11 protein-coding genes are annotated in these 12,723 nt (G+C 42.1%); 2 read left to right on the top strand and 9 right to left on the bottom strand.

Annotated elements, in window-relative coordinates:
• Positions 1-29: 29 nt before the first annotated feature.
• The 3 genes from lpxB to surE form a co-directional block, all read right to left on the bottom strand.
• Positions 30-1,142: a lipid-A-disaccharide synthase gene (gene lpxB, locus ACFSJE_RS07995; protein ID WP_379830465.1), complete on the bottom strand. Its 1,113-nt coding sequence runs from the start codon at positions 1,140-1,142 to the stop codon at positions 30-32.
• A 62-nt stretch (positions 1,143-1,204) separates the two neighbouring features.
• Positions 1,205-1,492 (bottom strand): hypothetical protein, encoded by a 288-nt coding sequence (locus tag ACFSJE_RS07990; RefSeq protein ID WP_379830464.1) that lies wholly within the window; start codon positions 1,490-1,492, stop codon positions 1,205-1,207.
• Positions 1,479-2,261 carry a 5'/3'-nucleotidase SurE gene (gene surE, locus ACFSJE_RS07985; protein ID WP_379830463.1) on the bottom strand — a complete coding sequence of 261 codons (783 nt, stop codon included), beginning with the start codon at positions 2,259-2,261 and terminating at the stop codon, positions 1,479-1,481. The genes ACFSJE_RS07990 and surE overlap by 14 nt, the downstream gene beginning before the upstream one ends.
• 189 nt (positions 2,262-2,450) lie before the next feature.
• Here surE and ACFSJE_RS07980 point away from each other — a divergent pair, with 189 nt between their 5' ends.
• Together ACFSJE_RS07980 and ACFSJE_RS07975 are read left to right on the top strand one after the other, a co-directional pair.
• Positions 2,451-4,631, top strand: coding sequence for a carboxy terminal-processing peptidase (locus ACFSJE_RS07980; RefSeq protein WP_379830462.1), 2,181 nt, complete (start codon positions 2,451-2,453; stop codon positions 4,629-4,631).
• Positions 4,632-4,729: 98 nt separating this feature from the next.
• On the top strand, positions 4,730-5,521 hold the full coding sequence (locus tag ACFSJE_RS07975; protein WP_379830461.1) for a DNA/RNA non-specific endonuclease: 792 nt from the start codon (positions 4,730-4,732) through the stop codon (positions 5,519-5,521).
• Here ACFSJE_RS07975 and rodA read toward each other — a convergent pair.
• Genes rodA through purH form a run of 6 tightly spaced genes read right to left on the bottom strand, consistent with a single transcriptional unit; the run spans position 5,518 to position 12,704 of the window.
• Positions 5,518-6,801: a rod shape-determining protein RodA gene (gene rodA / locus ACFSJE_RS07970; RefSeq protein WP_379830460.1), complete on the bottom strand. Its 1,284-nt coding sequence runs from the start codon at positions 6,799-6,801 to the stop codon at positions 5,518-5,520. The genes ACFSJE_RS07975 and rodA overlap by 4 nt on opposite strands.
• Complete coding sequence (locus ACFSJE_RS07965; RefSeq protein ID WP_379830459.1) at positions 6,791-8,659, bottom strand: peptidoglycan D,D-transpeptidase FtsI family protein; 1,869 nt, start codon at positions 8,657-8,659, stop codon at positions 6,791-6,793. The genes rodA and ACFSJE_RS07965 overlap by 11 nt, the downstream gene beginning before the upstream one ends.
• A 57-nt stretch (positions 8,660-8,716) precedes the next feature.
• Complete coding sequence (locus tag ACFSJE_RS07960; RefSeq protein ID WP_379830458.1) at positions 8,717-9,223, bottom strand: rod shape-determining protein MreD; 507 nt, start codon at positions 9,221-9,223, stop codon at positions 8,717-8,719.
• The gene (mreC, locus tag ACFSJE_RS07955) at positions 9,216-10,031 is read right to left on the bottom strand and encodes a rod shape-determining protein MreC (RefSeq protein WP_379830457.1); all 816 of its coding nucleotides are present in this window, start codon (positions 10,029-10,031) and stop codon (positions 9,216-9,218) included. Before mreC ends, ACFSJE_RS07960 begins: the two co-directional genes overlap by 8 nt.
• Before the next feature lie 60 nt (positions 10,032-10,091).
• Positions 10,092-11,120 (bottom strand): rod shape-determining protein, encoded by a 1,029-nt coding sequence (locus ACFSJE_RS07950; RefSeq protein ID WP_036380166.1) that lies wholly within the window; start codon positions 11,118-11,120, stop codon positions 10,092-10,094.
• Positions 11,121-11,174: 54 nt separating this feature from the next.
• Positions 11,175-12,704, bottom strand: coding sequence for a bifunctional phosphoribosylaminoimidazolecarboxamide formyltransferase/IMP cyclohydrolase (gene purH, locus ACFSJE_RS07945; RefSeq protein WP_379830456.1), 1,530 nt, complete (start codon positions 12,702-12,704; stop codon positions 11,175-11,177).
• Positions 12,705-12,723: the final 19 nt, after the last annotated feature.

Genomic DNA, 12,723 nt, shown 5'->3' with positions numbered 1-12,723 from the left:
AAATACTATTACTTTCTTGGACGCTAAATCTAAGCATTTTCAACGATTAATCGGGCGGCCAATTGACTGGCACCTTTTCCACCCAATTTTTCTTTAAGGATTTTGTAGTCTTCCAAGATGCGTTCACGTTCAGCCCCAGAAACAATTTTGGAGAGCTCTTTTTTAAGGTTTTTTGATGTCAATTCATTCTGAATCAATTCTTTAACAACCTCTCTTTTCATGATAAGGTTGACAAGGGAAATAAAATCCAGCGTAATAATTCGCTTCGCAATTTGATAGGATATCCAATTGCCTTTGTAGCAGACCACTTGAGGGATTTCAAACAGGGCTGTCTCCAAAGTGGCCGTTCCGCTGGTGACCAATGCAGCGTGGGAATGTTTTAAAAGTGAATAGGTTTTGTTCGAAACGTATCCCACTTTATCCCCTTTTAAAAAAGGGGTGTAAAATTCATCGGGAAGACTTGGAGCACCTGCAATGACAAATTGATAGTCTGGAAAATCCCCTTTTATGGAAAGCATCACATCCAACATTTTTTGCACTTCTTGTCTACGGCTTCCGGGGAGCAAGGCAATGATAGGTTTTTCAGGGTCTAAATTGTTTTCTTTTCGGAAGGTAATATCGTCAACAATAGGTGTGTTTTCAATAGCGTCAATAAGTGGATGTCCCACAAAGTGAACCGGAAAACCGTGTTTTTTCTCGTAAAACTCCTTTTCAAAGGGAAGGATAACGAACATCGTATCAATATCCCGTTTTATTTTTTCAATCCGACCTTCCCGCGACGCCCAAATCTGTGGGGAAATGTAGTAATTGGTCTTGAATCCGTTTTCCTTGGCCCACTTGGCAATCCGGAGGTTGAACCCCGAAAAATCAATAAAAATAACGACATCAGGATTAAACTTTTTGATATCCTCCTTGCAAAATGAAATATTCTTGAAGATAGTGGGAATGTTCATGAGCACCTCTAAAAAACCCATAAAGGCCATATCCTTGTAATGCTTGACCAATTGACCACCAGCCTGCTGCATCAAATCCCCTCCCCAACAACGTATTTCAGCCGAGGGATCCTCTTTTTTAAGGCCCTTTATGAGGTTGGAGCCATGTAGGTCTCCAGAGGCTTCGCCGGCGATGATGTAGTATTTCATGAGTAAAGTTCAAGTTCAAGAACAAGTTCAAGTTTCATTTTAAGTTTGAACCTGTACCTTTTTTAAACAAACACTTTATAAAACAAGATAATTATTGCGGTGACCAGTGTGGCGATCATTACCCCCCTGGCCCTAAGATCTCTTTTTATCCGAAGGAACCCGAAAAAAGCCACTAAGTTTAAAATGGCGCCTAAGGCCAACAAGCTTCCCATATGTCCTTGATCCATGGCGGCGTTAAAGGTATCCACTATGCCCAGGTCGGAAAACATCAAAATATAGAGCAGTGTGCCAAACACGTTGGCAATGATTCCTACGGCAAAACCGATTATAATTTCCTTATTTATGTTCATTTAAATTCCAGTTGTTTATTTGAGGTATGGCATGATGTGCCGTCAGGTCGAATTGCGTAGGTACCACGGAGATGTACCCTTGGGACAGGGCCCATTCATCCGTGTCTTCTCCTTTGTCCAAAAGTTCAAATTCCCCGGTGAGCCAATAATAATCTTTGCCCGAAGGGCTTGTTCTTGCATCAAACTTTTCTTTCCAGTTCCCCCGGGCCTGCCGACAAACTTTAATCCCTTTTGGGGCATTTTCTGTTTTGGGAATGTTCACATTAAGGACGGTACCTTTGGGTATTCCATTGGTCAAAGCTTCCGCAACAATATTTTTGATGGATTCCAATGCAGGCTCAAAATTGGCATTCCAAGAATAGTCGCACAACGAAAAACCGATGGCAGGGATACCCTCGATACCTGCCTCAATGGCAGCGCTCATGGTTCCGGAATAAATCACATTAATAGAGGAATTGGAGCCATGATTAATGCCACTCACACAAATATCCGGTGTGCGGTCCAACAAAACCCGAAGGGCCAATTTTACACAATCGGCAGGTGTTCCACTGCAGCTATATTCGTTTGGAGCCCCTTCTTCATGGTCCACCACCACCTTTTTAGAAAACAGCGTGCTATCTACCGTAATGGCATGTCCCATGCCCGACTGGGGGCTGTCTGGGGCCACAACCACCACATCACCCAATTGCTTCATGGTCCGTATCAACGCCCGTAAACCAGGAGCCGTAATTCCATCATCATTGGTGACCAGTATCAGTGGTTTTTTCATTTTGGATAATTAATGGCATAAAAATACGTTTTTCATAAGGATATGAAGTCGTTGCTGTTTAACAAAAAATTAAATGGCAATGCCCAAACTGGCATGGTTTTTTCAGTATCTTAGATAATTCATACGAGTAGAAATGACGGATGAAGTGGTGGAAAAATCAGATTCCAACACTCCGAAAAAAATAGATTTATGAAGAAGAATTTTATTTTGGCACTTCTGGTAATTCTTGTTGCAGTAGCCTCCTGCAGTTTCACAAACAAGTCTTTTGATAACGATGACAAGGATAAGCTGCTACTGGATTTGATTACCTACGTGCTGGAAAGAGGACACTACGAGCCTAAAAATTTGGACGACAGCTTCAGTTCAAGTGTTTTTGACGATTTCATCGATATTTTAGATCCCACCAAACGCTATTTCTTGGAAAGTGATGTTCGGGAGTTTGAAAAATATCGATTCATGATCGATGATGAGATCAAGAATACAGATATCACATTTTTCAATATCGTTTACCAACGATTGATGGTTCGGATGAACGAAGCCAAGGAAATTTACAAAGAAGTACTTGCCGAGCCTTTTGACTTTACGTTGGATGAAAGTATTGACATTGACTACAGTGAGCAAGAATTTGCGGCCAACAAGAAACAACTTCGAGAGCGTTGGAGAAAACAATTAAAATATAATGCGCTATCCATTTTTGAGAACAAAGTGGATAACAGAATTTCTGAAATGATTCAAAATGGGGATGGTGAGGTATCAGCTGATGCGGTCATTGCCTTTAATGATTTTCCAAGTTCCGTGGACAAAACGGTTACGGAGGAAGAAGCTCGCGGGAATGTGAAGGAGAATTTGGACGAGTATTTTGATTTTGTGGATGATTTGGAACGCAAGGATTGGTTTGTGCAATACATCAACACCATTGTGGATGAGTTTGATCCCCATACGTTCTATTTTGCTCCAGAGGAGAAAGAACGATTTGATATTGGCATGTCCGGTAAGTTTGAAGGTATCGGAGCCCGTTTGCAAAAAAGACCCGAAGGAGCCAAAATCGTGGAAATTATTTCCGGAGGCCCCGTTTGGAGAGACCAAACCTTGGAAGTTGGTGATGAAATTCTAAAAGTTGGTCAAGAAGGCGAGGAACCCATCGATATTGTTGGAATGCGTTTGGATGATGCTATTAAACTCATTAAAGGACCCAAAGGGACCATCGTGGACCTTACCGTTAGAAAAGTGGATGGGACTGTTGAAAAGGTATCCATCACCCGTGATGTGGTCGAGTTGGAAGAATCCTATGCAAAATCAGCCACTATAAAAAGTGATGACCACGAATATGGAATTATCAATCTTCCTAAATTCTATGTGGATTTTGAAGATTATACCGAAAGAAATGCAGCAACGGATGTCGCTAAAGAAGTGGATCGTCTTAAAGAAGATGGTGTTGAAGGTATCATCCTTGACCTTAGGGATAATGGAGGTGGTTCCTTAAAAACCGTTGTTGAAATGGCCGGTCTTTTCATCAAGGATGGCCCTATAGTTCAAGTTCGTTCTTCTGGACAGCGTAAAGAAGTCCACGAAGATAAAGACGAGCGTATTCAATGGGATGGACCATTAGTGATCATGGTGAATGAGCTTTCAGCTTCAGCTTCCGAAATTTTGGCAGCTGCCATGCAGGACTATAAACGAGCTGTGATTATTGGTAGTAAGCAAACCTTCGGTAAGGGAACGGTTCAAAATGTGATTCCTTTGGATAACATTGTTCGAAGCAATGAGCACGGTGATTTGGGAGCTATTAAATTGACTACCCAAAAGTTTTACCGCATCAATGGAGGTTCTACTCAATTGGAAGGCGTTAAAAGTGACATCGTGGTTCCAGACCGATATAGTTACATCGATTTGGGAGAGCGCGATCAAGAGAATCCATTGGGTTGGGATAAAATAACCCCTGCCGATTACAAAGTTTGGGATGGATATATTGATCTTGAAGCAACCGTTGAAAACAGTAAAAAACGTATGGCGAACAATCCGCAAATCAAATTGATTGAGGAAAATGCCAGATGGATCAAGGAACAGCAAGATGAAACGGTTGTATCCCTTAACTACGACAAATTTGTGACAAAGGAAACTGAGGCAAAAAAACTGTCTGACAAGTTCAAAAGCCTACGGGATTATGATTCCAAACTGACCTTTGGATCGCTACAATATGAAACTGAATTGTTCACCCAAGATTCTGTACTTCGGGAGAAAAGAGATAGATGGCACAAAGATTTGGCAAAAGACATTTATGTCGAAGAAGCCGTTAACGTGCTTAAAGATTTGCAGATGAACAATATCAAAAGCACGGAACGAAAATTGGCTAGTTCCAATAAAGACTAATATTAGAAACAACAATAAAAATGAAACCGACCCAAAAGGTCGGTTTTTTATTTTATAAAGTTCCTTAGTTTTGTTAGGATTAAAATGAATTAGAAGGGTTGAAGAACAAAACCATTTACAGTATCCTTTTTGCCCTTTGTTTGATAGGCTTTTGGATTATCCGAAACTTTTATACTCCCGATACCTATTCCAACCCTGAAAGTTCAAATGAAGCTTCTGTTTCCGAAGTTTTTTTACCCAGTTCCACTACCGGGGATATTGTTCGGCATGAGCATTACATGCTTTCGTACAGCGAACCTTTTGAGCAGGCCGAGTGGGTTTTCTATGAGCTCAAAAAAAGCCATCTTACCTATGACGATAGAAAACGACCTTACTTTATCGAGGACCCAGAGGTGAGGACTAAATCCGCGGATTGGCGAAATTATCGAGGTTCGGGGTATGACCGTGGCCACCTTTGCCCTGCTGGGGACCGCCGGTTTTCTGAGTACGCCTATAGCGAGACATTTTACACGAGCAACATCAGTCCACAGGATAGGGATTTTAATGCCGGGATTTGGAACCGATTGGAACAGCAAGTGCGTCGTTGGTGCAAAACCTATGGGGATTTGATTGTGATTACCGGAGGAGTTCTTGAAGAAGGTTTGGAGGAAATTGGAGATGAAGATGTGGATGTTCCGAAGACTTTTTACAAGATTGTTCTTCAGAAAAGCAGCAATAAGGCGGTGGCCTTTTTAATGCCCAATACCGAAAGTCAAGAACCGTTGAGTAAATTTTTGGTCCCCATCGATTCCATTGAAGAGCTAACTGGGATAGACTTTTTTCAACGACAGACCACCGAATGGCAGCAGGAAGTGGAAAGCAGAGTAGATGTTTCTGGTTGGAAATTTTAAATACCGTCCTTTAATCGGTTGGAATCCAGTTTTAGGAAAATAAAGAGCAGCATCGTAAAAAAGATAAGCCCCGAACCGCCATAACTAAAAAACGGAAGCGGAACCCCAATAGTGGGCAATAACCCGATTACCATTCCAATATTGATGAAGTAGTGGACCACTAAAATGGAAATGACCCCGTAACCGTACATTCTACTAAAATCACTTTTTTGCCGCTCCGCGATATGGATCAATCGTAAAAAGAAAACCGAGAACAGCAAGATTACTGTAACCGTGCCCATGAAACCCCATTCCTCACCCACAGAGCTAAAAATGTAATCCGTGTGCTGCTCGGGAACAAAATCTCCTTTGGTTCGCGTGCCTTCCAAAAATCCTTTACCAAAAAAGCCTCCGGATTCAATGGCCTTTTCAGACTGATAGGTGTTGTAACCGATGGTCTTTCGGATTTCCTCCAACTTTTTTTCATCCTTCTCCAGACTCAGCCATAAGGCAATCCTATCGCGATGCCGCTGTTCAAATACATTTTGATACACAAAGTCCACAGACATGGAAAACAAAATGGAAAGCACAATGACCCCAGCAACCGGAAGAAAAGGAATTTTTAACGAAGCTCTTTTAAAGGTATAGATCAAGATGGTTAAAATTACCAGTCCGATGGCAATCCATACGGTGCCAAACATCAAGGTGGTGGCAAATAATATCACCATGAACAATAGAATGCCAAGATAATACAAGGGAAATCCTTCACGAAACAACACAAAAAAGAAAGAAAAGTAAATCAAGGCACTTCCAGGGTCTGGCTGTGGCAAAATTAAAATCGCTGGCAGCAGAATAATGGCCAAGGCATACATTTGGTGCCTACCTGTTTTAATATCGGTTTGGATGTCACTTAAAAACTTGGCTAGCGCAAGTGCCGTAGCCACCTTTGCCAGCTCTGATGGTTGAAGATTAAAAAACCCAAGGTTATACCATGAGGTTGCTCCTGCAATGGTTTTCCCAAACACAAAAAGCCCGAGCAATAAAACAATGGATACGACATAAAAAATAGAGGCAAAGCGTTCAAAGAAATTCGATTCAACAAAAAGAACCAAAATAACACCCAAGATTGCAAGTCCAATAAAAAAGAGCTGCTTTCCGTAGAGGGTGGAAAAGTCGAAAATTGAAGTGCTGGGGTCTACCAATGAGGTAGAATAAATATTGAGCCATCCAATGAAGACCAAAAGGGCATAGAGAAAAATAGTAATCCAGTCTATCCTTCCAAAAAGCCCTCTACCAGACATATTCATTTATCTTGAAAGGTTCACCGCTATAAGGTTTGGCATATTCGTGCTCCAAAGTTTTCTCCAACATGCGTTTCTCCAAATCCTTTCGGGTGATTTCGCCCTTAATATATTTTTCAATGAGAAGAGAGGCAATATGCCCTGCATAGCGTGAACCGAAATATCCATTTTCAATATAAACAGCTATGGCAATCTGCGGATTTTCAACAGGGGCAAAGGCCACAAACACAGAGTGGTCGGTAAGCTGCATCCGTTCACCATCAACCCGCACATAGTTTTCCACCGTACCCGTTTTACCGGCTATTTCAATATCGGGAATCTGAACCCATCTTGCCGTTCCGTACTTATACACATTGGCCATTCCTTTAATTACGGGATCAAAATATTTTCGATCAATGGTGGTGTAATGGGGTTCGGTATAAAGAGGGTCAATCGCCCCTGAACTACCCATACTTTTTATAACATGTGGCGTATAAAAGTAGCCTCTGTTGGCAATCGCGGCGGTCATATTGGCTAATTGTAGCGGTGTAGCGGCAACTTCTCCTTGTCCTATGGAGTTTGAAATGATAGTGGAAGCGGCCCATCTACCATCCCCATACCATTTATCATAATACGCTTTGTTCGGAATCCTGCCGGGGGCCCCAGTGGGAAGGTCGGTTCCCAAATACCCGCCTAGGCCAAAACTTTTCATGTGCTTTTCCCAAGCATCCATTCCTTCGTCTGTTGTTGGGTATTTGTCATAGATTTTTCGGAATACCCCTGCAAAATAGGCATTGCACGATTGGTAAATTCCTGAGTTCATGTCACGTACTCCACCTCCACAATGGCATCCTCTCAGTGTATTTCCCACATAAAAACCATGATAGCACCTGAACGTGGTTTCTGGAGTGACCACCCCTTCTTGCAAAGCAATCAGGGCATTGAGTGTCTTGAAAGGAGAGCCGGGTGAAGGCTGCGCCAAAATAGAGCGGTCCCACGTTGGTTTGGCAATGGTATCGTAATGAAGTTTACTGTAATTTTTGGAACGTTCCCTGCCCACTAATAGTGCCGGGTCGTAAGTAGGCCCAGAGATCATGGCTAAAATTTCACCTGATTTGGGTTCAATGGCTACAATACCGCCTCTTTTACCGTGCATCAGTTTTTCACCATACTCTTGGAGTTCCTTATCCAAAGTGATATGGATTTCGGTGCCCTGTTTGGGAAGTGTGTCCAACTTACCCTCTTTATAGGGGCCTATATCCCTATTGAAACGGTCTTTTTGAATATGCTTCACCCCTTTTCGGCCTCTAAGAACTTCTTCATACTGCTTCTCGATTCCGGTACGACCTTTTAGTTCACCCGCCACATAATATGGATTGTTCTGTAGGTCCCACTCATTTACCTCACTGATATAGCCCAACACGTTGGCGGCACTATTGGTGGTGTAATAACGGAGCGACCTTTTTTGGATATAGAACCCAACATAGTGACGCATTTTTTCCTGAAGTGTGGCATAATCTTCTTTGGAGAGCTGAGGTACCAAAACCGAAGGAAGCCGTGGAGAATAGATTCGGGCCTTTTCCATTTTGGAAATGAAAGTGGCCTTATCGATTCCCAAAAGTCCGCAGAATTCCAACGTATCTAGGGGTTGCACTTCCCGCGGAATCACCATGACATCATAAGCAGGCTGATTTCCTACCATTAATTTTCCATCGCGATCGTAGATATAACCACGTTCGGGATAGTCATATATTTTTTTGATGGCCGGGTCTTCCAGAATTTGATCGGGAGAAAAACGAAACAACTGCAAATAGGAAAGTCTACCAATAAAGGTGAACCCTATGATAACAATTATGGAAGATAAGAGCAGCTTTTTCATATAAGACCTTTGTGTAAACCTGAAGTCCTCCAGTATTCCAACGTAACAATGGTTGTTTTATTCGTTTTTAGGACTAAAAAGTGAACTAAAGAGTGTACAGAGTATCAAAGTTACAACACCTGTGGTTAAAACCTTTTTCAAAATTAATAGGATGTGGGAAAAACTTAAAATTTCTAGCGAAAAGAATACCATTTGATGAATCAAAATAAGTAAGGCCAAAAAAGTGACCCGCTGCACTTTTGTGGTATTCTTGAAAGTGAAATTTTGAAATTCGTAGTTCACACCGAAGCAAAAACGCATGACCACTGGTCTTGCATAGGCCACCGTCAATGAGGCAATGGAGTGGAGTGCCAGTGTATCCGAAAAGATATCGATCATAAATCCCAGAAAAAAGGAAATGACCATGAAGAGCGCTCGGTTCGCTTTTATGGGATACCAATAGAAAAATATCACGTAGACCATAGGGTTTATGTATCCCATAAAGTGAAGATTGTTGAAAATCAACACTTGGGTAAGCACCAATAGCACAAAACGAACGGTATTTAGGAATACGGAATTATTCATTTGCTGTGGTCGACTCCAGGGCCTTTATTTCCTCTCGGTTCTTGTTTTCAATTAGGTATACGTTCTTAATATTGACCATGTCGTTGAACAGTTCAACATCAATATTGTAAAAGCTTTTGGAATCATTGAGATCATACTTTTTAATGACCCCAACTGGAATTTCCTCCGGAAAAATGCTGGACATTCCTCCTGTAACAATGGTATCGCCCACAACCAAGGGCACCAATCTGGGAATGTCCACCAACTGTGCCGTGGTGTAATCCTTTGCATCCCAAACCAAAGAACCAAAATAATTGGAATGCTTGATTTTTGCATTGATGTTGGATTTGGTGTTCAACACACTCTGCACCGTGGCAAAATTATTGGAAACGTTCTCAACAATACCTAAAATTCCCTTGGTGGTAATCACACCCATATCTTGTTTAACACCTTGATTCTTGCCTTTGTCTATAGTGATATAGTTTCGGGGTGATGTAAAACTGTTCTTCACCAATCGGGCGCTTAGAACTTCATATTCCACTAAGGATGAATCCAAAGGTTCAATTACGGCATTTTCTGCATTGAAAAGCATTCTTCGCAACCGTTCATTTTCTTCTACCAATCGGGTATTTTCTTCACGTAAGTTGAAATAAGAGGATACATCCGAAGCGGTGCCATACACATTGCCGGTGAGCCATTTGGAAGAATTAAAAAATCTGGACTGATGATAGGAATGTGACCGAACCGTAATCACCAACGAAATGAGCGCAAGAAAGCAGTAGAGGAACGCATTTCTATTACGAAGGATAAAGTTGATGATCCGTTGCATGCAATCGTATCGTTAAGAAGGTTTGAACGCTTCAAGCGGGAAAGGAACAAAGTTCCAATTTTACTTGATCAAGATGCTCTTGTAACGTTCCAAATTTTTAAGCGCAATCCCTGTTCCGCGCACAACCGCTCTTAAGGGATCCTCCGCAATATAAACTGGCAAATCGGTCTTTTGGGACAATCTTCTATCCAATCCCCTCAACATAGAGCCACCCCCGGCCAAATAAATTCCAGTATTGTAAATATCGGCAGCAAGTTCGGGTGGGGTTTGCGACAAGGTTTCCATTACCGCATCCTCAACCCGAAGAATACTTTTGTCAAGCGCCTTTGCAATTTCACGATAAGAGACCTGCACCTGTTTTGGTTTTCCGGTCAAAAGATCACGCCCTTGGATAGATTTGTCATCCGGTGGAGACTTTAAATCCTCAGTCGCAGAACCAATTTCAATTTTAATGGCCTCAGCAGTGCTTTCACCCACGTACAGGTTATGCTGGGTTCGCATATAATAAATGATATCGTTGGTGAACACGTCACCCGCAATTTTCACTGATTTGTCACACACAATGCCACCCAAGGCAATCACGGCAATCTCAGTGGTACCCCCACCGATGTCCACAATCATGTTTCCTTTGGGCTGCATAATGTCCAACCCAATACCAATGGCAGCCGCCATAGGTTCGTGGATCAGATACACTTCTTTACCGTTTACACGTTCCGCGGATTCGCGTACCGCGCGCATTTCAACTTCCGTAATTCCCGATGGGATACAAATAACCATTCGCAAAGCGGGTGGAAACCATTTTTTCTTTAATGCTGGAATATTCTTGATGAACATATTGATCATCTTTTCCGAAGCATCAAAGTCTGCGATTACCCCATCCTTTAACGGTCGTATGGTTTTGATGTTTTCATGGGTTTTCCCCTGCATCATGTTGGCCTCGCGCCCCACCGCGATTATTTTTCCTGAAACGCGGTCCCGCGCTACAATGGAAGGACTGTCAACCACCACTTTGTCCAAGTGGATGATCAGGGTATTTGCAGTACCAAGGTCAATGGCAATTTCCTCGGTCATGAAATCAAAAAATCCCATAAAAAGCGTCTATTTTCGGATTAACGGTAAAAATTATCGGCTAATGTACTAAAATTAATGTTTAAAATGCCGTGTGCCGGTCATCACCATCGCCATTCCATTTTCATTGCAATAATCAATGCTCAATTGGTCTTTGATGGACCCTCCAGGTTGAATCACACTTTTAATTCCGGCATTGTCCGCAATCTCCACACAATCGGGAAATGGGAAAAAGGCATCGCTGGCCATTACTGCACCTTCCAAATTAAAATTGAAGGACTGCGCTTTGTGGATGGCCTGATTCAAAGCATCCACACGTGAGGTCTGCCCTGTACCACTCGCACATAATTGCTTGTTTTTGGCCAAAACAATGGTGTTGCTCTTCGTATGCTTGCACAATTTGGAAGCGAAAATCAAGTCTTCAATTTCGGATGGGGTTGGTTGTTTTTCAGTAACTGGGTTCAAATCTTCTTTTGAATCGGTCTTGGAATCTTTATCCTGAACCAGAACACCATTCAAACAAGTTCGAACCAAAGTTTCCGGTAATTCAATTTCATTTTGAATCAGAATGATTCGGTTCTTTTTGCCTTTCAAGATTTCCAAAGCCTCATCAGAGTAACTTGGAGCGATGACCACCTCGCAGAACAAATTGTGAATTTCCTCAGCAGTTGGAGCATCAATTTCCTTGTTCGATATCAAAATGCCACCAAAAGCGGAAACCGGGTCCCCGGCCAGTGCATCCACATACGCTTGTTTGATTGAGCTTCGAGTGGCCAATCCACAGGCATTGTTATGTTTTAAGATGGCAAAGGTGGGGTCATCATTTTTGAATTCCTGCATTAAGTTTACTGCAGCATCCACATCCAATAAGTTGTTGTAGGATAGCTCCTTGCCGTGCAATTTGGTGAACATGGCATCAAAATCACCAAAGAAATAACCTTTTTGGTGGGGGTTTTCTCCATAACGCAATACTTGACCTTGAGTCTCGCTAATTTTCAACACGGTTTCTTCCCCATTTTGGTTGAAGTAGTTAAAAATTGCCGTATCGTAATGAGATGAAACATTGAACGCTTTGGTCGCAAAACGTTTGCGGTCTTCCAAAGAAGTCGTGCCATTTCCTTCGGTAATCACGTTCAAAAAGTCGGCGTAATCCTCCATGGATGAAACGCAAAGCACATCCTTGAAGTTTTTGGCAGCAGCCCTGATCAGGGAAATACCACCAATATCAATTTTTTCAATAATATCTTGTTCCGATGCACCGCTGGCAACCGTTTTTTCAAAAGGATACAAATCCACGATGACGATATCCAACTGCGGAATGTCAAATTCCTGCATTTGAGCCACATCACTTTCATTATCCTGACGGTTTAAAATACCGCCAAAAACCTTGGGGTGTAAGGTCTTAACACGACCTCCTAAAATTGAGGGGTAACTGGTCACATCTTCAACGGGTACCACATTGATGCCCAAATCGCGGATAAATTTTTCGGTTCCTCCTGTGGAATAAAGGGTTACGCCGAGTTCGTCCAATTTTTTTACGATGGGTTCCAGACCATCTTTATGAAATACAGAAATTAGTGCAGCAGAGGCTTTTTTGGCAGTCATCTTCTAGGTTTTGGAAATC

The organism is Flagellimonas iocasae, assembly GCF_042682725.1.
Classification (GTDB): Bacteria; Bacteroidota; Bacteroidia; order Flavobacteriales; family Flavobacteriaceae; genus Flagellimonas; species Flagellimonas iocasae.
This window is presented reverse-complemented; position numbering and strand designations above follow the sequence as displayed.